General features: G+C 66.4%; 20 protein-coding genes. 12 read left to right on the top strand and 8 right to left on the bottom strand.

From position 1 onward, the window contains the following. Positions 1 to 7: 7 nt before the first annotated feature. The gene (locus AC3WT6_RS10850) at positions 8 to 1,030 is read right to left on the bottom strand and encodes a cation diffusion facilitator family transporter (protein WP_492653590.1); all 1,023 of its coding nucleotides are present in this window, start codon (positions 1,028 to 1,030) and stop codon (positions 8 to 10) included. Continuing rightward, the gene (locus tag AC3WT6_RS10845; protein ID WP_492653589.1) at positions 1,027 to 1,614 is read right to left on the bottom strand and encodes a Maf family protein; all 588 of its coding nucleotides are present in this window, start codon (positions 1,612 to 1,614) and stop codon (positions 1,027 to 1,029) included. Before AC3WT6_RS10845 ends, AC3WT6_RS10850 begins: the two co-directional genes overlap by 4 nt. 35 nt (positions 1,615 to 1,649) lie before the next feature. Between AC3WT6_RS10845 and AC3WT6_RS10840 the strand changes: the two genes are divergently transcribed. Genes AC3WT6_RS10840 through AC3WT6_RS10825 form a run of 4 tightly spaced genes read left to right on the top strand, consistent with a single transcriptional unit; the run spans position 1,650 to position 4,689 of the window. Next, positions 1,650 to 2,183 carry a YceD family protein gene (locus AC3WT6_RS10840; RefSeq protein ID WP_492653588.1) on the top strand — a complete coding sequence of 178 codons (534 nt, stop codon included), beginning with the start codon at positions 1,650 to 1,652 and terminating at the stop codon, positions 2,181 to 2,183. Positions 2,184 to 2,238: 55 nt separating this feature from the next. Beyond that, complete coding sequence (gene rpmF, locus AC3WT6_RS10835; RefSeq protein WP_492653587.1) at positions 2,239 to 2,448, top strand: 50S ribosomal protein L32; 210 nt, start codon at positions 2,239 to 2,241, stop codon at positions 2,446 to 2,448. Between the two features lie 37 nt (positions 2,449 to 2,485). Further along, positions 2,486 to 3,502, top strand: coding sequence for a phosphate acyltransferase PlsX (gene plsX / locus AC3WT6_RS10830; protein WP_492653586.1), 1,017 nt, complete (start codon positions 2,486 to 2,488; stop codon positions 3,500 to 3,502). Beyond that, positions 3,499 to 4,689 (top strand): multidrug effflux MFS transporter, encoded by a 1,191-nt coding sequence (locus AC3WT6_RS10825; protein WP_492653585.1) that lies wholly within the window; start codon positions 3,499 to 3,501, stop codon positions 4,687 to 4,689. The genes plsX and AC3WT6_RS10825 overlap by 4 nt, the downstream gene beginning before the upstream one ends. A gap of 13 nt (positions 4,690 to 4,702) precedes the next feature. On the opposite strand, the gene AC3WT6_RS10820 is transcribed toward AC3WT6_RS10825, so the two are convergent. Next, complete coding sequence (locus tag AC3WT6_RS10820; protein WP_492653584.1) at positions 4,703 to 5,209, bottom strand: hypothetical protein; 507 nt, start codon at positions 5,207 to 5,209, stop codon at positions 4,703 to 4,705. Positions 5,210 to 5,338: 129 nt separating this feature from the next. Here AC3WT6_RS10820 and AC3WT6_RS10815 point away from each other — a divergent pair, with 129 nt between their 5' ends. Then, positions 5,339 to 5,698, top strand: coding sequence for a DUF4870 family protein (locus AC3WT6_RS10815; protein ID WP_492653583.1), 360 nt, complete (start codon positions 5,339 to 5,341; stop codon positions 5,696 to 5,698). A gap of 15 nt (positions 5,699 to 5,713) precedes the next feature. Here the strand turns inward: AC3WT6_RS10815 and gspF are convergent, their stop codons facing one another. The 4 genes from gspF to gspC all read right to left on the bottom strand — a co-directional run bounded on the left by gspF (position 5,714) and on the right by gspC (position 11,740). Continuing rightward, entirely contained in the window at positions 5,714 to 6,946 is a 1,233-nt protein-coding gene (gspF, locus tag AC3WT6_RS10810; protein ID WP_492653582.1) for a type II secretion system inner membrane protein GspF, read from the bottom strand. Between the two features lie 142 nt (positions 6,947 to 7,088). Further along, complete coding sequence (gene gspE / locus AC3WT6_RS10805; protein ID WP_492653581.1) at positions 7,089 to 8,591, bottom strand: type II secretion system ATPase GspE; 1,503 nt, start codon at positions 8,589 to 8,591, stop codon at positions 7,089 to 7,091. A 13-nt stretch (positions 8,592 to 8,604) separates the two neighbouring features. After that, positions 8,605 to 10,791: a type II secretion system secretin GspD gene (gene gspD, locus AC3WT6_RS10800; RefSeq protein ID WP_492653580.1), complete on the bottom strand. Its 2,187-nt coding sequence runs from the start codon at positions 10,789 to 10,791 to the stop codon at positions 8,605 to 8,607. A gap of 31 nt (positions 10,792 to 10,822) precedes the next feature. Continuing rightward, positions 10,823 to 11,740: a type II secretion system protein GspC gene (gene gspC / locus AC3WT6_RS10795; RefSeq protein ID WP_492653579.1), complete on the bottom strand. Its 918-nt coding sequence runs from the start codon at positions 11,738 to 11,740 to the stop codon at positions 10,823 to 10,825. A 153-nt stretch (positions 11,741 to 11,893) separates the two neighbouring features. Between gspC and AC3WT6_RS10790 the strand changes: the two genes are divergently transcribed. Next, positions 11,894 to 14,128 (top strand): CHASE2 domain-containing protein, encoded by a 2,235-nt coding sequence (locus AC3WT6_RS10790; RefSeq protein ID WP_492653578.1) that lies wholly within the window; start codon positions 11,894 to 11,896, stop codon positions 14,126 to 14,128. A gap of 18 nt (positions 14,129 to 14,146) precedes the next feature. Here AC3WT6_RS10790 and AC3WT6_RS10785 read toward each other — a convergent pair whose 3' ends face one another. Next, the gene (locus AC3WT6_RS10785; protein WP_492653577.1) at positions 14,147 to 15,277 is read right to left on the bottom strand and encodes a succinylglutamate desuccinylase/aspartoacylase family protein; all 1,131 of its coding nucleotides are present in this window, start codon (positions 15,275 to 15,277) and stop codon (positions 14,147 to 14,149) included. Positions 15,278 to 15,397: 120 nt separating this feature from the next. Here AC3WT6_RS10785 and clpS point away from each other — a divergent pair, with 120 nt between their 5' ends. From clpS to AC3WT6_RS10755, 6 genes are all read left to right on the top strand, one after another. Then, complete coding sequence (clpS, locus tag AC3WT6_RS10780) at positions 15,398 to 15,745, top strand: ATP-dependent Clp protease adapter ClpS (protein ID WP_492653576.1); 348 nt, start codon at positions 15,398 to 15,400, stop codon at positions 15,743 to 15,745. Positions 15,746 to 15,747: 2 nt separating this feature from the next. Then, positions 15,748 to 18,036 carry an ATP-dependent Clp protease ATP-binding subunit ClpA gene (gene clpA, locus AC3WT6_RS10775; protein WP_492653575.1) on the top strand — a complete coding sequence of 763 codons (2,289 nt, stop codon included), beginning with the start codon at positions 15,748 to 15,750 and terminating at the stop codon, positions 18,034 to 18,036. A gap of 74 nt (positions 18,037 to 18,110) precedes the next feature. Further along, the gene (locus AC3WT6_RS10770; protein ID WP_492653574.1) at positions 18,111 to 18,734 is read left to right on the top strand and encodes a DUF1134 domain-containing protein; all 624 of its coding nucleotides are present in this window, start codon (positions 18,111 to 18,113) and stop codon (positions 18,732 to 18,734) included. A 152-nt stretch (positions 18,735 to 18,886) separates the two neighbouring features. Then, complete coding sequence (gene gmd / locus AC3WT6_RS10765) at positions 18,887 to 19,999, top strand: GDP-mannose 4,6-dehydratase (RefSeq protein WP_492653573.1); 1,113 nt, start codon at positions 18,887 to 18,889, stop codon at positions 19,997 to 19,999. Positions 20,000 to 20,006: 7 nt separating this feature from the next. Next, complete coding sequence (gene fcl, locus AC3WT6_RS10760) at positions 20,007 to 20,966, top strand: GDP-L-fucose synthase (protein WP_492653572.1); 960 nt, start codon at positions 20,007 to 20,009, stop codon at positions 20,964 to 20,966. 90 nt (positions 20,967 to 21,056) lie between these two features. Next, complete coding sequence (locus AC3WT6_RS10755; RefSeq protein WP_492653571.1) at positions 21,057 to 21,812, top strand: glycosyltransferase family 2 protein; 756 nt, start codon at positions 21,057 to 21,059, stop codon at positions 21,810 to 21,812. Positions 21,813 to 21,878 lie beyond the last annotated feature (66 nt).

Genomic DNA, 21,878 nt, shown 5'->3' with positions numbered 1-21,878 from the left:
CTAGCTCCTATTCGCGGTGATCGCAGGCGGCATCACCGCACACCGCCGCCGGTTCCAGTTGGATGGTGACGTGGGTGATGCCGTGGCGCTCCAGCGCGCTCCGGATCGCGGCGATCAGCGCGGCCGAGCTCACGCTGCCGTCGGGCACCGCATGCAGGGTCATCAGCTTCTTGGTCTGCGATAGCGACCAGGCGTGCAGATGGTGGACGCTGACCAGACCCGCCACCTGGCTTGGCAGCGCATTGGAAATCTTCTGCAAGTCCATGCCGCGCGGCGTGCCTTCCAGCAGGATGTGTGCGGCCTCGCGGGTGATGCGCAGGCCGATGCGCAGCACCAGGGCGGCGGCCAGGAAGGACAGCAGCGGGTCCACCAGCTGCCAGCCGGTGGCCATGATCACCAGGCCGGCGATCAGCGCCGCCACCGAGCCCAAAAGGTCGGAGAACACATGGGCGGCGGCGCCGCGACGGTTGAGGTCTTCGGTCTCGCCGCCGTGCAGCAGCGCCAGGGAGATGAGGTTGGCGAGCAGGCCGACGCCGGCGACCAGGGTCATGGTGCCGCCGTCGATGGCGCGCGGCTGGTAGATGCGGGTCGCCGCCTCGTAGGTGATCCAGGCGCTGGCGGCGAGCAGCAGCAGGCCATTGACGAAGGCGGCCAGTACCGGCAGGCGCACATGGCCGTAGCTGTGATCGGCGTCGGCCTCGCGCAGCGCCTGGCGGGCGGCCAGCAGCGCCAGGCCCAGCGAGCCGGCGTCGGCCAGCATGTGCCCGGCGTCGGCGATCAGGGCCAGCGAACCCGACCACAGGCCGCCGATCACGCCGACCACCATCGCCGCTACGGTTACCAGCCAGGCGCCCAGCAGGCGGCGGTGCGAGGCGTGGGCGGCATGGTGGTGGTGGCCGTGCCCGTGGGCATGGCCGTGGGCATGGCCGTGGTGCTGACCGCTGTGGGCGTGGCTGTGCCCGGTCGCCGGCTCGTGGTCGTGGGCCGGCGCTGGCGAGGCAGGGTGCGGATGCCGCTGGGTCTGGTTCATGGCAGTAGAAATCCGGCGCCGCGCAGCAGCTCGGCGGTGGCGATCAGGGGCAGGCCGATCAAGGCGGTCGGGTCGCGGCTCTGCACCTCGGCGCAGAGGCTGATGCCCAGGCCTTCGATCTTGGCGCTGCCGGCGCAGTCGTAGGCGGGCTCGGCGTCGAGATAGCGCTCGATCTCGGCGTCGGTGAGCGGGCGCATTCGCACGGTGGTCTGGTCGAGCGCGGCTTGCTGCGCCGACGGCTGCCGGCGGCGCAGCGCCAAGGCGGTATAGAAGTGGGTGGTCTTGCCGGCCAGGAAGCGCAGCTGCTCGCCCGCCTGCTCGCGGCTGCCCGGCTTGCCCAGCAGGCGGCCCTCGCAGACCGCCACCTGATCGGAGCCGATCACCCAGGCTCCCGGGTTGCGAAGGGCGATGGTCTCGGCCTTGGCGGCCGCCAGCCGCTGCGCCAGCTCCGGGCCGGTCTCGCCGGGCAGGGCGCTCTCGTCCACATCCGGACTGGCCTGCTCGAAGGTCAGCCGCAGCCGCGCCAGCAGTTCGGCGCGGTAGCGTGAGCCGGAGGCGAGAATCAGTCGGGCAGAAGAGCTCACTACAATGTCGGCCGGGCAGAAAGGTTGAGAAGTGTATGCGAGACGCGTGTATCCCCCTAAGGCTGGACGTCGCCGATGCCGTGGCGCGCGAGTTGAGGCTGCAGGGCAGTCTGCCGCTGGCCGAGTTGCCACGCCTGGCGGCGGCGGTGGTTGAGGCCAAGGGCAGCCTGCGGGTGGACCTGCGGTTTTCCGCCGATGCCCAAGCCCTGGGGCGGTTGCAGGGCGAGTTGAGTGGCGAGCTGCGCCTGCTCTGCCAACGCTGTCTGCAGCCGATGAGCTGGGCGCTGAAGCCCCACTTCGATCTTCGCCTGGTCGGCAGCGAGGCCGAGGAGGAGCGGCTCTTGGAGAGCTGTGAGCCGGTGCTGGCCGAGGATGGCCAGCTGGCGCTGCGGGAAGCGCTGGAAGACGAGGCCCTGCTGGCCCTGCCGATCGCGCCGCGCTGCGCCAATCCGGACTGCGCGGCCAGCCCGGGGGAGACAAGCGGCCAGGAAGTAGGCGATAATGTTCGACCTGGCGACACGCGCCCGAACCCATTTCTCGCTCTCAAGGGCAAGTTCCCGGCGCGCTAGGGAGGGCTCAAGGGCCCGCGTTACCGCCGAATTTGCAGATTCCCCGGAGCTTCACATGGCCGTTCAGCAAGACAAAAAATCCCGCGCCCGCCGCGGTCACCGCCGCAGCCACGACGCGCTCAGCGCGCCGGCGCTGTCCATCGACCCGACCTCGGGCGAGACGCACCTGCGTCACCACGTCACCGCCGACGGCTACTACCGTGGCCGCAAGGTGATCGACAAGGCAGCCAAGACGGCTGCCGCTGACGAGTCCGCCGAAGCCTAAGCGCGGTTTTCGCCTCGACCCAGCCCAGCGCAAGCGGATGGCCGAGACGATACAACTCAGCATTGACGCCATGAGCGGCGACCACGGTCTCAAGACCACCGTGGACGCGGCTCTTTTGGCGTTGGCCGCCGATCCGCGTCTGAGTCTCACCCTGGTCGGCGACGAGCCGCAGCTGCGCGCGGCACTGGGCCGCAAGCCGCCAGAGCGCCTGTGCTTGCAGCACGCCAGCGAGGTGGTGGCGATGGACGAGTCGCCGTCCAAGGCGCTGCGCAACAAGAAGGACTCTTCGCTGCGGGTGGCCATCGACCTGGTCAAGTCCGGGCAGGTGCAGGCCGCGGTGTCAGCCGGCAACACCGGCGCGCTGATGGCGACTGCGCGCTTCGTGCTCAAGACCCTGCCGGGCATCGACCGCCCCGCCATCTGCGCGCCGATGCCGGCGACCCAGGGCTGCCCCTATATGCTGGACCTCGGCGCCAATGCCGAGTGCTCGCCCGAGCAGCTGTTGCAGTTCGCGGTGATGGGCTCGGCGCTGGCCACCGCCATGCAGGGCATTGCCCGGCCGCGGGTGGCGCTGCTCAACATCGGCGAGGAAGAGATCAAGGGCAATGACACCATCAAGGCCGCCGCCCTCCTGTTGCAGGCTTCCGGCCTGAACTACTGCGGCTATGTCGAGGGCGACGGCATCTTCCGCGGCGAGGCCGATGTGGTGGTCGCCGACGGCTTTGTCGGCAATGTCGCGCTGAAGTCGGCCGAGGGCGCGGCCAAGATGATCCGCGATTTCATGAAAGCGGAGTTCACCCGCTCCAGCTACACCAAGGCGGCCGCCCTGGTCGCCAAGCCGGTGCTGAGCCGACTGGCAGCGCGCATCGACCCGCGCAACTACAACGGCGCCAGTCTGCTCGGTCTCAACGGCCTGGTGATCAAATCCCATGGCAGCGCCGACGCCAAGTCGTTCGCCAATGCCATCGCGGTGGCGGCGCGCGAGGTGGAACACGACATCAGCGGCCGTATCCGTAGCCTGCTTGCCGCCGCCCAGCCTGCCGCTGCGGCGTGAGGGCCGCGACCGCGCGCCGGCTCGCGCCCTTGCTGGCCGCCCTGGCGATGCTGGGGCCGTTTTCCATCGACACCTTCTTCCCGGCATTCCGGGCGATGGGGCTGGACCTCGGCGTCAGCCCGGCGGCGATGCAGCAGACCATCAGCGTCTATCTGGCCGCCTATGCGCTGATGTCGCTGTTCCACGGGCCGATCTCCGACGCCTACGGCCGGCGCCGGCCGATCATCGCCTTCACCCTGCTGTTCGCCCTGGCCTCGGCGGGCTGTGCCTTTGCGCCGGACTTCCACAGTCTGTTGGCGTTCCGCGCCTTGCAGGGCATCGCCGCCGGCGCCGGACTGATCGTCGGCCGCGCCATCATCCGCGACCGCTTTGCCGGCCCGGACGCGCAGCGGCTGATGTCCAACATCACCCTGATTTTCGGCATCGCGCCGGCACTGGCGCCGGTGGTGGGCGGCTGGCTGCTGGGCCTGGGCGGCTGGCGTAGTCTGTTTGCGCTGCTTGCCGGATTCTCGGTGTTGCTCAGCCTCTGGTGCCTGCTGGCCCTGCCGGAGACCCATCCCGCGAGCGCGCGCAGTCCCTTCGCGGCGCGGCCGCTGGCGCGACTCTACGGACAGATGCTGCGCGACCCGCTGACCCGGCGGCTGACGCTGGTGACCATGTTCAATTTCGGCGCGCTATTTCTCTACATCGCCAGCGCTCCGGCGCTGATCCTGGACGTGCTGAAACTCAGCGAGCGGGAGTTCGCCTGGCTGTTCGTGCCCGCCATCGGCGGCATGATGACCGGCGCCCTGCTGTCGGGCCGACTGGCAGGGCGCCGCACGCCGGCGCAGACCGTGGAGCTGGCCTACCGGCTGATGGCGGTCGGTACGGCCTGCAATCTCGGCGCGGCGCTACTGTTGCCGCCGGGGCTGCCCTGGACGGTGCTGCCGATCGGCCTGGTGGGGGTGGGCATCTCCTGCGCCTTCCCGACCCTGGCGCTGCTGCTCCTGGACCGCTATCCCGCGCACCGGGGTGCCGCGTCCAGCCTGCAAGCCTCGTTCATGCTGCTGTTCAACGCCTTGATCGCCGGAGTGCTGGCACCGCTGGTGGCGCACCACCCGCTGGCGCTGGCCTGTGGTGCGGCGACGCTGAGCCTCTTGGGTTTTCTGGTTTGGCGCACAGCGCGCGGGCTGCTGCCGGCCGCCTGAGACCAGCCGCCGATTACTTGCTGGGCGGGCGCCAGTCGGCCAGCTTGCCCTGGCTGAAAAGCAGCTGCGCGTCGGATCGCGCGCCGCAGCGACCGTACTCCCATTTCAGATTGTTACCGGCGGCGGTGTCGTAGTGCTCGGGGCCTAACAGGCTCTCGACCTCCGCTGGACGCATGCCCTTCTCCAGCTCCAGCCAGAGTTCGGTATCCATCCATTTCGCATAAGGGATGGACTGGAACAGGCCGAGACTGCAGCCGCTGCGGCTATAGGGTTCTTCCTCCACCACCACGATCTTGTTGGCCGGCTTCGGTGCCAAGCCCGGCGGCGCCGCCGGTGCGGTGCTGGCCGCTGCGGCGGGCGCTGGGCCGCGCAGCGCCTTTTCCAGCTCCAGCACGCGCGCCTGCAGGCGGCTGATCTCGGCCTGCTCCGTCGAGCAGCTTCCCGGTTCGCTCGCGGCCAGCGTCACCGGCAGCGAGGCCAGGCATAGGAAGACAGGCAGGATCAGGCGGGGCAGGTTCATGGCGTCGGTCGGTTCTGGCTTTGCGGCTATTGTGCGTCAGCCTGGCGGCTGCGGGCAGCGGCGCCAGCGGGTACAGTCCTTGCGGGAATCCGTCAGTACCACCAGACCAGCACGACGAGGGAAGACACCGTGGAAACCACCAGCACCAGCAATGCCGTCTCCTTGGATGCCGGCACCGAGGCCGAGCGCAACCTGCTGTTGATCACCTACATCCTGAACGCCCTGGCGCCGTTCAACGGCCTGACCTCGGTGATCGCGGTGATCATCAGCCATATCAAGATCAACGAGACCAGCAGCGCCTTCATTCGCAGCCACCACAGCTGGCTGATCCGCACCTTCTGGTGGGGGCTGCTGTGGTCGGTGATCTGCGGGGTGCTGACCCTCGTGCTGATCGGCGCCTTCGGCTTCGTGGTGCTGGGCGTCTGGTGGCTGTACCGGGTGATCCGTGGCTTTCTCAACTACAGCGACCGCAAGCCGATGCCGGTCTGAACCGGCCGGCGCCGCTTATTTGACCAGGGTGTTGAGGTCGAAGATCGGCAGCAGGATGGCGAGCACGATCAGCAGCACGATGCCGCCCATGGCCAGGATCAGCACCGGCTCGAAGATGCCCATCAGCGCCGCGATCAGGGTTTCCACCTCGCGCTCCTGATTGTCGGCGGCGCGGTCGAGCATCTCGTCGAGCTTGCCGCTGGCCTCGCCGCTGGCGATCAGGTGCACGGTGATCGGCGGGAACAGCTTGCTGGCCTCCAGCGAGCGCGCCAGGCCGGCACCCTCGCGCACGCGCTTGGCGGCATCTTCAATGGCGTCGCGCATCGGCAAATTGCTGACCACCTGGGTGCCGATGCGCATGGCGTCGAGGATGGGCACGCCGGCGCCGAACAGGATGCCCAGGGTGCGGGTGAAGCGGCCGGTGTTGGCGCCGCGGGTCAGCCGGCCGATCAGCGGCAGCTTCAGCTGGCGCAGATGTACCCGACGGCGGAAGGCGTCGCCGCGCATCGCCCGCGCGAACAGCCAGCCACCCAGCGCCAGCGCGATCACCAGGAAGACGCCGTAGTTCCGCAGGAAGCCGGAGGTGGCGATCATCATCTTGGTCAGCACCGGCAGATCGGCGCCGATGGAGTCGAACACCTCCACCACCTTGGGCACCACATAGGTCAGCAGCAGCGAGACCACGCCAATGGCGACCAGGGTGAGGATGGCCGGGTAGAAGGTGGCGAGCAGGATTTTGCTCTGCATCGCCTGCCGGCGCTCGACGTAGTCCGCTAGCCGCTCCAGCACATGGTCGAGCTTGCCGGCCTGCTCGCCGGCCTCGACGGTGGCGCGGAACAGGGTAGGGAAGGCCGAGGGGAACTGGCTCAGGGCGCTGGCCAGGCTGTCGCCCTCGATCACCCGCGAGCGGATGCCGAGCACGATGCGCTTGACCTTGGCGCTCTCGCTCTGCTGGGCGACCGCGGTGAGTGCCTCGTCCAGCGGTAGTCCGGAGCGGAACAGGGTGGCGAGCTGGCGGGTGAACAGCGACAGCTCGGTGGCCGAGAGCGAGCCGCCGCTGGTCTTGACCGGGGCGCCGCCCTCGCTGCCGCTGGTTTTGCCGCGCTGCTCGGCAACTTCCTTCAGCTCCATCGGCGTCAGCCCGCGCTCGCGCAGCAGGGCGCGCGCCTGGCGCGCGGTCTCGGCCTCGATCAGGCCTTTCTCCTGCTTGCCGCGGGCGTTGAGCGCGCTGTATTCGAAGGCGGCCATTAGATGGTCGTGAGGCTTGAGCTGTGAGGCGTGAGGCGTGACGGCAGGCACACTCTGGCGACGAGGGCCGCGGTGAAATGGTCACCGTCGGTGACCACCTCGCTGCTAAACGCCTCACAGCTCACGCCTCGCGCCTCACGTTCTAGTCCTCGATGGTGACGCGCAGCACTTCGCGCAGGGTGGTCTGGCCGGCCAGCACCTTGCGGCGGCCGGACTGCAGGATGCCTGGGCCACGGGTGCGGGCATAGGCTTCCAGCTGCTGCTCGGAGGCGCCGTCGTGGATCATCTCCTCGAGCTTCTTGTCGACCTCGATCAGCTCGTGGATACCGCTGCGGCCGGCATAGCCGGTGTGGCGGCAATTGCTGCAGCCCTGGCCCTGGTAGAGCGTGAGCGGTAGCTCGACATTGGCAACGCCCAGCTGCTCCTTCTCAGCGCGGCTGGCCTCATAAGGGGTCTTGCACTGCGGGCAGAGCGTGCGCACCAGGCGCTGCGCCATCAGGCCGACCAGCGAGGAGCTGAGCTGGTAGGGCTCCATGCCCATGTCGCGCAGGCGGGTGATCGCGCCGACGGCGGTATTGGTGTGCAGGGTCGACAGCACGAGATGACCGGTCTGGCTGGCCTGCACCGCGATCTGCGCGGTTTCCAGATCGCGGATTTCGCCGACCATCACCACGTCCGGGTCCTGGCGCAGGATCGCGCGCAGGCCGCGCGCGAAGGTCATTTCCACCTTGGCGTTGACCTGGGTCTGGCCGACGCCGTCGATGTAGTACTCGATCGGGTCCTCGACGGTCATGATGTTGCGGCTCTTGTCGTTGAGCACGCTGAGCGCCGAGTACAGGGTGGTGGACTTGCCCGAGCCGGTGGGGCCGGTCACCAGCAGGATGCCGTGCGGTCGGAAGATGATGCGCTTCAGGATCTCGATCTGCTGCGGGTCCAGGCCCAGCAGTTCCAGATCGATGCGCTCGGCCTGCTTGTCGAGGATGCGCATCACCACCCGTTCGTAGATGGTGCCGGTGGGGATGGTGGAGACGCGCACGTCCACCTTGCGGCCGCCGAAGGCACGGCTGATGCGGCCGTCCTGCGGCAGGCGCTTCTCGGCGATGTCGAGCCGCGCCATGATCTTGATACGGCTGACGATCTTTGGCGCCAGCTGCTTGGGCGCGCTGATCACCTCGCGCAGCACGCCATCGACCCTAAAGCGCACGGTGATGCCACGCTCGTAGGTCTCGACGTGGATGTCGGAGGCGTTTTCCTTGATCGCCTCGACCAGGAGGCCGTTGATGAACTTGATGATCGGCGCGTCGTCGTCCGATTCGAGCAGATCCTGGGCTTCGGCGAGCGCCGCGGAGAGATCGTCGGCTTCGACGTTCTCGTCCTTCAAGCCGGTGGCCAGCGCCGCGGTGGCGCCGGTGACGCCCTCGTAGGTCTTCTGCAGCAGCTTGTCGAATTCCTCCGCCGAGACCGTGGCCAGCTTCACCGGCCGGCGCAGGAAGCGCCTGGCCTCGGCCAGCGAGGCGACGCTGACGCCCGGTCGCGCGTACACCGTGACATGCTCGCCAGCGACCTCGCCGACGATCAGGCCGTGGCGCTTGGCGAAGGCAAAGGGAGGGCGGCGGAGCGCGTCGCCCGAAACTTCCGTGGACATGGTCAGCAGCTGGTCAGCGCGAGCCGGCGGGAGCGGTGGTGGTGGAAGGGCGTTCGGCCGGGATCACCAGCACATTGGGTGCCAGCTTGCTGCGGTCCACCGTGGCGGCCGGCACCGGTGCGGGTGCGGCGGCGGCCGGTGGCGGGATCGGAGTCGGTGCCGGGCTGCTGGCCGCAGGCTCGCTGGCGGGCGCCGGCGTCGAGGCCGGGCTGGACGCCTTGGGGGCTGGCGGCGGAGTCGCCGACGGCGGCGCGGTGTTCTCGCGAATAAAGGCTTCCAGCTCGGGCATGACGATGCGCGAGCCGCCGATCAGCGGCACCTTGCTCTTCTCGGCCGCCCGCACCTGGATGTCGCGCACCGAGTCGTACTTGCGCTGGGTGTAGAAATCGCCCTCGTCCTTGGTGCGCAGGATGGTCGGGTGGATGAACACCATCAGGTTGCGCTTGACCTTGGAGACGCTGCGCGACTTGAACAGATTGCCCAGCACCGGAATGCTCGACAGCAGCGGCACGCCGGAGACGCCATCGTTGAGGTTGTCGTCGGTGAGCCCGCCGAGCACCAGCACCTGGCCGCTGTCGACGTTGACGGTGTTGGTGATGGTGCGCTTGTTGGTGACCAGGTTGGCGGTGCCGGCGCCGCCGCTGGCGACGCTGGAGGACTCCAGCTTGATCTTCAGCTTGACTGAATTGCCCTCGTTGATCTGCGGCGTGACGCCGAGCTTGAGGCCGACGTCCTTGCGCTCGATGGTCTGGAAGGGATTCACCGTGCCGCTGGTGGTGGTGTTGCTGTTGCTGTAGGAGCCGGACAGGAAGGGCACTTCCTGGCCCACCGATACCTCGGACTCCTCGTTGTCCAGCGAGGTCAGGGTCGGGGTGGAGAGCACATTGGTGTCGCCGTCGGAGCGCAGCGCCTTCAGCAGGACCGCGAAGCTGGTGCCGCTACGGCCCTCGTTCTGAATCACCGCGCCACCGATGTTGATGCCCTGACCGATGGCGCCGAGGCCGGCCAGCGGATTGCCGGTGGTGGCGACGCTGGTGAGCGCCGAGAGGGTGGAGGAGTCGAGGATGCTGGCGGCGCCGCCGCCGTTCGGGTTGTAGACCGCGAAGTCCAGACCCAGCTGGCTGGAACGGGTCACCGAGACCTCGGCGATGATCGCCTGCACCAGTACCTGCGGGCGCTGGATGTCGAGCTGGGCGATCACGTTGCGGATCTGCCGCATGGTCTTCGGCGGCGCGGTGATGACCAGGGCGTTGGTGTCCTTGTCGGCCAGCACGCGGGTCTTCTCGAAGCCGCCGCTGCCGGCGCTGGCCGACGACGAAGGCGTCGCCGGCGCGCTGCTGCCGCTGGCGCTGGTGTTGGCCTGCTGGGCATAGCCTTCGAGGATCGGCGCGAGGTTTTCCGCTGAGGCGTAGCGCAGGTAGACCACCTGAGTGGCGCCGTCGTTGTCCTTGAGCGGCGAGTCGAGGCGCTGGATGATGCTGATGATGCGGGCGCGCTCGGTCTTGTCGCCGCCGACCAGCACGGCATTGGAGCGTTCGTCGGCGATCACCGCGGCGGCGCTGGCGGTGGGGTCGGCCTGCTTGTTCTGCTGGATCATGGTGGTGAGGATGCGCACCACCTCGGCGGCCGCGGCGTTTTCCAGCGGTACGCTTTCGATGTCGCGGTCGCCACCGTTGTCGAGCTTGGTGATGATGTCGGCGAGACGGGCGACGTTGCCGGCGCGGTCGCTGATCACCAGCATGTTGTTGCCGGGGTAGGCGGCCAGATGGCCCCACTGCGGCACCAGCGGCCGCAGGATCGGCACCAGCTGCGCCGCCGAGACGTTCTGCAGCGCGAAGACATGGGTGACCACGTCGTCCAGCGGCATGCCGGAGCCGCTGCGGTTGGCGATGCCCGCGTCGGAGCGAGCATTGGTTTCCGGGATGATCTTCACCGCGTCGCCGGCCGGCACGGCGGCAAAGCCCTGCACCTGCAGCACCGCCAGGAAGGTCTCGTAGACCGCCTTCTTGTCCATCGGCGTGGCGGAGATCACCGTCACCTTGCCCTTCACCCGCGGGTCGACGATGAAGTTCTTGCCGGTGACCTCGCTCACGGTCGAGATCAGGGTGTTGATCTCGGCGTCCTTGAGGTTGAGGGTGACGTCGGCGTGGGCGCTGCCGGCGAACAGCAGGGCAGCGAGGGCAAGCGGTAAAAGGCGCATGTAAGGACCTGCGGAGTAGGCGGGGCGAGCGTCAGGGGTTCAGGGACAGATTGACGCTCTGGGTGGCGCCGTTGCGCTCCACCGCCAGATTCAGTGAGGAGGCGGTGGAAAGACTTTGCAGCAATTGTAGTGCCTGCCCCGGATCGTTCAGCGGCGTGCCGTTGATGGCGGTGACCACGTCGCCGGGTTTGAGACCGGCGGCATTGAAGGCGCCACGCTCGGGGCCGGGGTAGATGCGGTAGCCGCGCACGCCGCTTTCGCCGGCAATCGGCTGCACGCGGATGAAGCTCGCCGCCTTGCTGGGGTCGGTCATCACCTGCTGGCGGATCTGCGACAGCATCTCCGCGGCGGCCGGTGTGCCCTCCTGGCCGTCACCGGCATTGGTGGCGGCGTTGAGCGCCAGCGCATTGCTGGGGGCGTCCTTGTCCAGCCGCAGGGTTTCCAGACGGCCGTTGCGGGACAGGATCACCCGGTCCGGGAAGATCGCCTGCAGATTGACGCCCGGCGAGACATCGTCGCCGATGCGGAACGGCGCCTCGTCACCGCCCTCGCGGGCGATCAGCGCCAGCGATTCGGCGTCGCTGCTGCCGGCGAGGATGCCGAGCAGGGTGAAATTGAGCTGGGTATCCGGGGCATTGGCCATCGAGGCGGCGTCGGACACCGCGCCGGCGCGGTATTCGCCGAACAGATGGCTGCTGGCGAGGCCGTCGTTGCTGACCGGTTTGAGCGGCGTGGGGTCGACATAGGCCGGCGCCGGCTTCCAGCGCGCCGCCTCGGGCGTCGGCACCGCCAGCCAGACCAGGCTGGCCAGCTGCCAGGCGATCAGCAGGCTCAGCAGCAGCACTGCCAGTGGCGGTAGGCGCTGGCCGTGGCGCTGGTAGAGCAGCCGGGCCCGCGCCAGGGCATTGGCCAGAGCGGGCGGCAGGGCGGGCAGGGAACTTGCAGTCATCGCCCGATCATAACGCGCGTACCTTGCACTGGGACACGTCACCGGCCGTGCTTTGTAAAGCCGGCGTTGCCGCCGCCGCGCCCGCTGCGCTACCGTCCCCCTCACTACAGACGCTGGCGCCAGCCGGCCGAGAACAGAACCCGGGAGCCAACAATGAGCACGCGCACGCTGATCCGACTCGGTCTTGCCGCGGGCCTGTTCCTGCTGTTCTTGGCCCATATCGCGCGGCTGTTGCCGCTGGGCCTGGTCGACGCCCTGGAGCGCGCCACCTACGACGCCCGGGTGGTGCTGACCATGCCCAACACCGTCGATCAGCAGGTGGTGGTGATCGACATCGACGAGAAGAGTCTGGCGGCCGAGGGACAGTGGCAGTCCTGGACCCGCGACAAGTTCGCCCGTCTGGTCGCCAATGCTTTCGAGAAGTACCAGGTGCGCGCCCTGGGCTTCGATATCGTGTTTGCCGAGCCCGACACCCGCGGTGGCATGGCTCTGCTCCAGCGTCTGGCGCAGCAGGAACTGGCCGATCTGCCGGGCTTCGCCGAGCGCCTCACCGGGCTGGCCCCCAGCCTCGACTACGACGGCCAGTTTGGCGCCGCGCTCAAGGGCAGGGCGGTGGTGCTGGGCATGGTGTTCAAGGAGGCTGGCGCGGCCGATCCCAACAGCCGCATCGGCCGCCTGGGGCCGGCGGTGGTCGATGCCAATACGGTGAAGCTTCTGGACCTGCCCTTCGTCGAGCAGACCGGCTACACCGGCAATCTGCCGGTGCTGCAAGACCAAGCCGCCAGCGCTGGATTCTTCGACAACTCGCAGTCGCTGGAGGCGGACGGCGTGTTCCGCCGCATCAGTCTGGTGCAGCGCTACCAGGGCGCGCTGTACCCGGCGCTGGCACTGGAGCTGACCCGCCAGGCGCTGGGGGCGCCGCCGGTGCAGTTCGAGTTTGACCCGCCGGAGGCGCGCGCCGCCGCCAATCTGGAAGCGCTGCGCATCGGCGCGGTGCGGGTGCCGGTCGACGAGCGGGTGACCGCCTATGTGCCCTATCGTGGCCGCAGCCCGAGTTTCGATTACATCTCCGCCACCGAGGTGATCCAGGGCACCGCCGACGCCGCGCGCCTGCGTGGCAAGGTGGCCCTGGTCGGCACCACCGCCGCCGGACTCAAGGACTTGCGGGTGACGCCGGTGGGGCAGGCCGATCCGGGGGTGGAAGTCCACGCCAATCTGGTGTCGGGCATGCTCGACGGCCGGGTCAAACACAAGGCGCCTTATTACGACGGCATCCACGCGGTGTTGTTGTTGCTGATCGCCCTGGCACTGGCGATCGGTGCGACCCGGTTGCCACCGCTGGCCAATGGTGCGCTGACCCTGGGCCTGATCGCCGGTCTGATCGCGCTCGCCTTCGGGCTGTGGAGCGGTGCCAACTTCATCATTCCGCTCGGTACGCCGGTGCTGTTCGCGCTGGTGCTGTTCCTGCTGCTGAGCTTTTACGGCTATTTCATCGAGTCGCGTGGCAAGCGCGAGATTTCCAAGCTGTTTGGCGAATACATCCCGCCGGAACTGGTGGAGGAGATGGCCGCCAATCCGCAGGCGGTGAGCATGGAGGGCGAGAAGCGCGAGATGACGGTGCTGTTCTCCGACATCCGCGGCTTCACCACCATCTCCGAGAAGCTGGACTCCAAGGAATTGACCGACCTGATGAACCAGTTCCTCACCCCGCTGACCAAGGTGATCCAGCAGCACCGCGGCACCATTGACAAGTACATGGGCGACGCCATCATGGCCTTCTGGGGAGCGCCGCTGAAGGACCCAAATCACGCCAGCAATGCGCTCAAGGCGGGGCTGGCGATGATCCAGGCGGTGCGTGGTCTGGATGCCGAGTTCGAGAAACGCGGCTGGCCCAAGCTCAATATCGGCGTCGGCCTCAATACCGGTGAGATGGTGGTCGGCAACATGGGCTCGGAGTTCCGCCGCGCCTACACGGTGATGGGCGACGCGGTGAACCTGGGCTCGCGCCTGGAAGGCCTGACCAAGGAATACGGAGTCTGGATGATCGTCGGCGAGGCTACCCGCAACGCCGGGCCGCAGGACTGGGCCTATCGCGAGCTGGACTCGGTGCGGGTCAAGGGCAAGAACGAGCCGGTGGCCATCTACGAGCCGCTGGGGCCGAAGGATCAGCTCGATCCGGCACTACGCAACGACCTGGCCCGTCACCGCGGCGCGATGAAGCTCTACCGTGCCCAGCTCTGGGACCAGGCCGAGGCCGAGTTCTTCAACCTGTCGCAGTCCGGCCGCCCGCACCGAATCTATGAGCTGTTCCTGGAGCGCATCCTCTATCTGCGCGAGCACCCGCCGGGTGCCAACTGGGACGGTGCGTTTACCTTTACCCACAAGTAGCGCTGGGGCGGACTGGCCTCAGTCGCCGAGCAGGGCGCCGGTTTTCCGCCAGGGCAGGGGCTCCTGGCCGGCGATCTTCGCCAGCCACTGACCAGGCCGCACCCAGCGATGGCCGCGGCGGGCGAACAGTCGGCCCTCATTGCGGGCGATGAGGGGCTCGCGCCGGCCGGTTTCCGGATCGGTGAGATGGCCGAGTACCTCGCCATGGCGCAGTTCGGCGCCCAGCGGCCGGGTCCAGGTCAGCACGCCGGCCTGGGTGGCGTGGAGCGTATCCACCGCTTCCAGCGGACTGGCGTGCGCTGTGAGCGGCTGAGCCTGGGCCGGCAGGCCGTCCACAAAGCCACGTCCAGCCAGAAAGCGGATCAGGCCGGCGGCGTCGCTGGCGGCCAGCGCCTCGTCGACATCGCGCTCGCCGCGCAGTTCGACGGTGGCGGCCAGGCAGGCCGGCGGGATTGGGTGATCGGGGTAGCGCGCGGCCAGCCGCCACCACAGCCGGCTGTTGGCCTCGTCGAAGGCGCTGCCGCCGGAATCCTCGGCCAGCAGGTTGACCTCACTAGCCAGGCAGGCCGCGAGGTCGGCCGCCGCCGGCCACAACGGAGTGCCGATATAGCTGTGCAGGATCGCTTCGAATTCGCAGTGCAGGTCCAGCACCACGTCGGCATCGCAGCTCAGGCTGTAGAGCCTCTGCTTCAGGGCGGCGTTTTCGCCGGCTGGCAGCTGGCGCGGCAAGGCAGCGCGTAGGGCGCTGCGGATCAGCTCGACATTGCTATCGGCGTCCGGCCCCAGCCGCCCTTCGACGGCTGCCGCCACGGGTTCAAAGAAGTCGGGGTAGCCGCGATTGAAGTTTTGCCCGCTGTCGAGTTCAAAGCGGCCCAGCTGGCGGCCGTGCAGGAACTGCTCCAGGCCGATCGGGTTGGCATAGGGCAGAAGCAGAATCTCACCGCGCAGGCGGCCAGCGGCATCCAATGCAAGGAGTTGGCTGCGCAGTTGCTGGGCGACCAGCAGCGCCGGAACTTCGTCGGCATGCACGGCGGCCTGGATGTACGCCTTGGGCCCGGGCGCTGAGCCCCGGAACCGCAGCACCGTCAGGTGGCGGCTGAGGCCTGGGCTTCCGGCCGGCAGGCTCAGAGTTTCGGTAACGAGGGGCACGCGGCGGACTTAAGGCGGACGAGCGGTCAGTATGACGACCTGCCGCCGCGGCGGGGCAGCGGAACTGGGCCAGTCGTCGCCAACCCTTGAGTGCGGCGAGGTGGGCGCTATATTGAGGCCATGAGTCCACCGAAGAATCCGCAATCCCAGAGCCACGACCACGACGAGGGTCGTGGCAGTGGCTTGGCCGTTGCCCCGGCCAAGCCTAAGTTGCAGCAACCCCCGCAATTCCGGGTGGTGATGATGAACGACGACTTCACCCCGATGGAATTTGTGGTGCAAGTCTTGCAACAGTTTTTCAATCATTCCCGTGAAAAGGCGGTCCAGATCATGTTGACCGTGCACCAGCAGGGCAAGGGCGTCGCCGGGATCTACCCGGTGGAAATCGCCGAAACCAAGGCGGCGCAGGCCAATGCCTACGCCCGCAAGAACCAGCATCCGCTGCTCACCGTTCTGGAGAAGGTCTGACCATGCTCAGTGAAGAACTGCAAAAAGCCTTAGACGCCGCCTTTGTCCAGGCGCGGATGGAAGGTCACGAACTGCTGACCGTCGAGCACCTGCTGTTGGCGCTGATTTCCGACGCCAACGTTTCCGAGGTGCTGACCGCGTCCGGCGGCGACCTCGACAAGCTCGAGCAGGCGCTCAAGGACTATCTCACCCAGAACCTGCACGCCAACAAGGAGCAGGCGGGTTCGATCGACACCCAGCCGACGCTGTCTTTCCAGCGGGTGCTGCAGCGGGCGATCTACAACGTCCAGGCCTCGGGCAAGAAGCAGGTCACCACGCTCAATGTGCTGGTGGCGATCTTCGCCGAGAAAGACACCCACGCGGTCTATCTGCTCGGCGAGCAGGGCGTGACCCGGCTCGACGTCGTCAACTACATCAGCCACGGCATCGCCAAGAAGGCCGACGGCTCCAGCCCGGTGCCGCAGGAGTCGTCCTCCGACAGCGAAGGCGAGGACGGTGGGCGCGAGGACAGCAAGCAGTCGGCGTTGTCGCAGTACGCGGTCAACCTCAACGAGCGCGCCCTGCAGGGCAAGATCGACCCGCTGATCGGCCGCGACCTGGAAATCGAGCGGGTGATGCAGACGCTCTGCCGCCGCCGCAAGAACAATCCGCTGCTGGTCGGCGAGGCTGGCGTGGGCAAGACCGCCATCGCCGAAGGCCTGGCCTGGCTGATCACCGAGGGCCGGGTGCCGGATCTGCTGCGCGGGTCGGTGATCTATTCGCTGGATCTTGGCGCCCTGATCGCCGGCACCAAGTACCGCGGCGATTTCGAGAAGCGCTTCAAGGCGGTGGTCAACGAACTGGTGAAGACCCCGGGCGCGGTGGTGTTCATCGACGAAATCCACATGATCATCGGCGCCGGCTCCGCTTCCGGCGGCGTGATGGACGCCAGCAACCTGCTGAAGCCGATGCTGGCCTCGGGCGAGTTGAAGTGCATCGGCAGCACCACCTACCAGGAATACCGCGGCGTGTTCGAGAAGGACCGCGCGCTGGCGCGGCGCTTCCAGAAGATCGACGTCGGCGAGCCCTCGGTGGAAGACACAGTGAAGATTCTCGAAGGCCTCAAGACCCGCTTCGAGGAGCACCACGCCATCCAGTTCACCAGCGGTGCGATCCGTTCGGCGGTGGAGCTGGCGGTGCGCCATATCACCGACCGTCAGTTGCCGGACAAGGCTATCGACGTGATCGACGAGGCCGCTGCCCGCCTGCGCCTGCTGCCGGAAAGCAAGCGCCGCAAGACCGTGCAGGTGCGCGACATCGAGGAGACCGTGGCGAAGATCGCCCGCATTCCGCCCAAGGCGGTGTCGACCAATGACCGCGACAAGCTGGCCACCCTCGAGCGCGACCTCAAGCTGACCATCTTCGGTCAGGATCACGCCATCGAGCAGCTCGCCAGCTCGATCAAGCTGGCGCGTTCCGGCCTCGGCAATGCCGACAAGCCGATTGGCGCCTTCCTCCTTGCTGGCCCCACCGGCGTCGGCAAGACCGAGGTGACCAAGCAGTTGGCGCAGCTCCTCGGCATCGAGTTGGTTCGCTTCGACATGAGCGAGTACATGGAGCGCCACACGGTGAGTCGTCTGATCGGCGCGCCGCCGGGCTATGTCGGCTTTGACCAGGGCGGCCTGTTGACCGATGCGGTGCTCAAGCAGCCGCACAGCGTGGTGCTGCTTGACGAGATCGAGAAGGCGCACCCGGATGTCTTCAACCTGCTGCTACAGGTGATGGACCACGGCACGCTCACCGACAACAACGGCCGGCACGTCGATTTCCGCAATGTGATCCTGGTGATGACCACCAACATGGGCGCCTTCGACGCGGCCCGTAACAGCATCGGTTTTGTCGAGCAGAACCACGCTCCGGATGCGCTGGAGGCGATCAAGAAGGGCTTCACGCCGGAGTTCCGCAACCGTCTGGACGCGGTGATTCCGTTCGCCGCCCTGGGCCAGGCGCAGATTCTGCGGGTGGTCGAGAAGTTCCTGATCCAGCTGGAGGCCCAGCTGGGTGCCAAGGGCGTGGTGCTGGAAGTCGACGAGGCAGCCAAGCTTTGGCTCGCCGAGCGTGGCTACGATCCGAAGATGGGTGCCCGTCCGATGGCGCGGGTGATCCAGGACCAGATCAAGCGGCCGCTGGCCGAGGAACTGCTGTTCGGCAAGTTGCAGCACGGTGGCAGCGTCACTGTGCGGCTCGCCGACAGCGGCCTGCGCTTCGACATCACCGGGCGGGAGAAGGCGCCGACGCTGGAGCCGGTCTGAAGTCTGGGTTGTATTCAGGCTTCAGTCGGTTTGGCGTCGCTACAATGGCGACTACCTTCGCACCAGGAAATTCCATGCGCGCCCGTCTACTTGCACTCGCCGTCCTGAGCCTCTTGTCTGCCTGCACCAATGTGCGGGGCACTGACGACGGGCGTCAGCCGCAAACGGTGTCTGATCGGGCCAGCAACCGCGTCCCCGACGCCCCGGCGGAAACCCGCACCTATACCCAGGACGAGGTGCTGGATGCCGCCAAGACCTTCTTCGGCGGTACTTCCGAAGGTCTGGCCAAGGCGGTCGAGCGGGTGTTCTCCGAGTACGGCGCGCCAGTGGCCTACATCGAGGGCGAGGAAGGCTCCGGCGCCATCGGCGTCGGCCTGCGCTATGGCCAGGGCTATCTCGCCTACAAGGGCGGCGGCCGTGGTCCGGTGTTCTGGCAGGGGCCTAGCGTCGGTTGGGACTTCGGCGGCAACGCCTCCAAGGTATTTACCCTGGTCTACAACCTCAATCGCACCGAGCAGCTGTTTCAGCGCTTTCCCGGCGTCGAGGGCAGCATCTACGTGGTGGCTGGTTTCGGCCTGAACTATCTACGCAGCAACGACATCGTGCTGGCACCGATCCGCACCGGCGTCGGCCTGCGCGCCGGCGCCAATGTCGGCTACCTGCACTTCACCCGCGAGCCGAGCTTCTTGCCGTTCTGAGCCACCATGGACGGGCCCCGGCCGGAGGGGCGGGGTGCGGATGCTTGCTGCCCGTCTTGCTGGCCGGTGACAATGCGTTGTCATCGAAGTGCGATGCGGTACGTTTCACAAGCCCCCTTTAAGTCACGGCGCCGCCGCCGGGAAATAGAACAATGTCCAATAAAGTAGCCCTGATCACGGGGGTCACGGGCCAAGATGGTGCGTACTTGGCTGAATTTTTGCTGCGCAAGGGCTATGTCGTCCACGGTATCAAGCGTCGGGCTTCGTTGTTCAACACAGACCGCATCGATCACCTCTACCAGGATCCTCACGAGCCTAACCGCCGCTTCGTCCTCCACCACGGCGACCTCACCGACAGCAGTTGTTTGATTCGCATCATCCAGCAGGTGCAGCCGGACGAAATCTACAACCTGGCGGCGCAGTCTCACGTGGCGGTGTCGTTCGAAGAGCCGGAGTACACGGCCAATTCCGATGCGCTGGGCGCTCTCCGCGTGCTCGAGGCTATCCGCATATTGGGGCTGGAAAAGAAGACCCGCTTCTATCAGGCCTCCACTTCGGAGTTGTACGGCCTGGTGCAGGAAACCCCGCAGAAGGAAACCACGCCCTTTTACCCCCGCAGTCCGTATGCCGTTGCCAAGCTATACGCTTATTGGATTACGGTGAATTACCGTGAGTCCTACGGGATGTATGCCTGCAACGGCATTCTTTTTAATCACGAGTCCCCGCTACGCGGCGAGACTTTCGTTACCCGTAAAATCACCCGCGCCCTGGCCCGCATTGCCTTGGGCCTGCAGGACTGCCTCTACCTTGGCAATCTCGATTCCCAGCGGGATTGGGGGCACGCCCGAGACTACGTCGAGATGCAGTGGCTCATGCTGCAGCAGGATCAGCCCGAAGATTTCGTGATCGCCACCGGGGTGCAGTACAGCGTGCGTGACTTCGTCAACCACGCTGCCGCCGAACTCGGCATGCGCTTGAGCTGGATCGGCGAAGGCGTTGGCGAGACTGGTGTTGTGATCGATGCCGGCCGCAGCCGCTGCCAAGTGGGGCAGGTGATTGTGCGGGTAGATTCCCGTTATTTCCGACCGGCGGAAGTGGAGACTCTCCTCGGAGATCCCACCAAGGCCAGAGAGAAGTTGGGCTGGACACCCAAAACCAGCTTCGCCGACTTGGTCGCAGAGATGATGCGCGAGGACTACCGCTTGGCAGAGCGAGATGTGCATGTCACTCAGGCAGGTTTCAAGGCTTTTAGCCACAACGAATAGGTCGCCAATGTTGCCCTCGCTAAATCGCCATGCCCGGATTTACGTCGCTGGCCACCGGGGCATGGTGGGGGCCGCTATCGTGCGCCGCCTGCAGACTGGCGGCTATCACAACCTGTTGCTGCGTAGTCATGCCGAGTTGGATCTCACTGATCAGGCGGCGGCTACTGGGTTTCTGGCGGCAGAGCGGCCCGATTACGTGTTTCTGGCTGCTGCCAAGTTCGGTGGGATTCAGGCCAACAATACTTATCGGGCGGAATTTCTCTACCAGAATCTTGCCATCGAAGCGAACCTTATTCATGCCGCTTGGAAAGCCGGTGTACAGCGCCTTTTATTTCTTGGATCCAGCTGTATCTATCCACGCGACTGTCCACAGCCGATCCAAGAGGACTACCTGTTAACGGGGCCTCTGGAGCCCACCAACGAGCCATATGCGATCGCGAAGATTGCTGGCATCAAACTCTGCGAGGCTTATAACAGCCAGTACGGTACGCATTATCTGAGTGCCATGCCAACGAACCTTTATGGTCCGAATGACAATTTTGATCTGAACAACTCCCACGTGTTGCCGGCACTGATTCGCAAGGCTCACGAAGCTAAGCTTGATGGTGCCACGGAGTTGGAAATTTGGGGTACGGGGCGACCGAGGCGAGAGTTCTTGCATGTCGATGACATGGCCGATGCTTGCGTGTTTCTGATGGAGCAAGGGATCGCTAGCGGGCTTTACAACGTCGGTGCTGGCGAGGACATCAGCATTGAGGAACTGGCGCGCCTAGTCATGGAGGTTGTCGGCCTCAAGGCTTCACTCCGAATGGATGCTAGCAAGCCGGACGGTACCCCACGCAAGTTGCTAGATGTCGGACGGCTTCGGCGCATGGGCTGGCAGCAGACGATCACCCTGCGTGAGGGTCTGCAGCAGACGTATGCCTGGTTCATGGCCAACCAGACGCTGGCTCGCGGAGCGCACTGAGGCCTGCTTGGTCTCGGTTCCGGCTGAGCCTGCTGGCACACTACCGATCAGTACCTGCTGCGCCTCGTCGTCGCCCCTTTCCTGGAACTCATGTCCGCCGTCTTCACCGTAATTACGGTCAGTTACAACAGCGCCGCTACCCTGCAACGCACCATCGATAGCGTTCTGGGCCAGAGTCTACGTGAGCTGGAATACTGGGTAATCGACGGCGGTTCAAACGACGGCACCCTCGACATCCTCAAGGCTTGTCGTGATTCCCGATTGCACTGGCTGTCAGAGCCGGATCAGGGCCTTTATCACGCGATGAACAAGGGTTTGGCGCGGGCGCGCGGGCGCTACGTGGCCCTGCTCAATTCCGATGATCTGTTTGCTGATGACGGCGTGCTAGAGATGGTGGCGGAAACGTTTGCCGGCGCTGAGGATTGCGTGGTCTATGGCGACCTGGAATTCTTCAACGGTCAGGGAGAGACCACTCGCCGCTGGCGTGCTGGCGAGTACAGCAGCCTTCGCTGGCGGCAGGGCTGGCATCCACCGCATCCAGCCACTTTTCTACCACGCGCCGTTTACAGTCGTTATGGTGAGTTTGATACCACCCTCCGGCTGTCTGCCGACTATAAGCTGATGCTCAAATTGGGGTTGGCGGGTGTCGAGTTCCGTTACCTGCCGCGTCTGCTCACGCGCATGCAGCAGGGCGGCGCCAGCACTTCGGGGTTGCGTAGCTCCTGGCGCCATAACCGGGAATCCTTCCGCGCGTGGAGGCAGTTGGGTGAGACGCCGCCTTGGCTGTTGGTGCCGCGCAAGTTGTTGTTCAAACTGAAGGCGCACCGGGACGCGCGATGGTCTTAGCGCCCCGAATCGCCGCCCCATCACCGGGCTGTCCGATTTTTCACAAACCTTCGCTAGGTCTGTCCC

This window comes from Stagnimonas sp. FW305-C-60 (assembly GCF_058782965.1).
This window is presented reverse-complemented; position numbering and strand designations above follow the sequence as displayed.

What these genes read in the sequence shown, in the direction of transcription:
- AC3WT6_RS10820 (WP_492653584.1), bottom strand. Translation starts at nt 5,209, where the DNA reads ATGAACCTGCCCCGCCTGATCCTGCCTGTCTTCCTATGCCTGGCCTCG.
- AC3WT6_RS10770 (WP_492653574.1), top strand. Translation starts at nt 18,111, where the DNA reads ATGCGCGCCCGTCTACTTGCACTCGCCGTCCTGAGCCTCTTGTCTGCC.
- AC3WT6_RS10755 (WP_492653571.1), top strand. Translation starts at nt 21,057, where the DNA reads ATGTCCGCCGTCTTCACCGTAATTACGGTCAGTTACAACAGCGCCGCT.
- gspE (WP_492653581.1), bottom strand. Translation starts at nt 8,591, where the DNA reads ATGTCCACGGAAGTTTCGGGCGACGCGCTCCGCCGCCCTCCCTTTGCC.
- fcl (WP_492653572.1), top strand. Translation starts at nt 20,007, where the DNA reads ATGTTGCCCTCGCTAAATCGCCATGCCCGGATTTACGTCGCTGGCCAC.
- clpS (WP_492653576.1), top strand. Translation starts at nt 15,398, where the DNA reads ATGAGTCCACCGAAGAATCCGCAATCCCAGAGCCACGACCACGACGAG.
- gspC (WP_492653579.1), bottom strand. Translation starts at nt 11,740, where the DNA reads ATGACTGCAAGTTCCCTGCCCGCCCTGCCGCCCGCTCTGGCCAATGCC.
- gmd (WP_492653573.1), top strand. Translation starts at nt 18,887, where the DNA reads ATGTCCAATAAAGTAGCCCTGATCACGGGGGTCACGGGCCAAGATGGT.
- clpA (WP_492653575.1), top strand. Translation starts at nt 15,748, where the DNA reads ATGCTCAGTGAAGAACTGCAAAAAGCCTTAGACGCCGCCTTTGTCCAG.
- plsX (WP_492653586.1), top strand. Translation starts at nt 2,486, where the DNA reads ATGGCCGAGACGATACAACTCAGCATTGACGCCATGAGCGGCGACCAC.
- rpmF (WP_492653587.1), top strand. Translation starts at nt 2,239, where the DNA reads ATGGCCGTTCAGCAAGACAAAAAATCCCGCGCCCGCCGCGGTCACCGC.
- AC3WT6_RS10840 (WP_492653588.1), top strand. Translation starts at nt 1,650, where the DNA reads ATGCGAGACGCGTGTATCCCCCTAAGGCTGGACGTCGCCGATGCCGTG.
- gspF (WP_492653582.1), bottom strand. Translation starts at nt 6,946, where the DNA reads ATGGCCGCCTTCGAATACAGCGCGCTCAACGCCCGCGGCAAGCAGGAG.
- AC3WT6_RS10850 (WP_492653590.1), bottom strand. Translation starts at nt 1,030, where the DNA reads ATGAACCAGACCCAGCGGCATCCGCACCCTGCCTCGCCAGCGCCGGCC.
- AC3WT6_RS10790 (WP_492653578.1), top strand. Translation starts at nt 11,894, where the DNA reads ATGAGCACGCGCACGCTGATCCGACTCGGTCTTGCCGCGGGCCTGTTC.
- gspD (WP_492653580.1), bottom strand. Translation starts at nt 10,791, where the DNA reads ATGCGCCTTTTACCGCTTGCCCTCGCTGCCCTGCTGTTCGCCGGCAGC.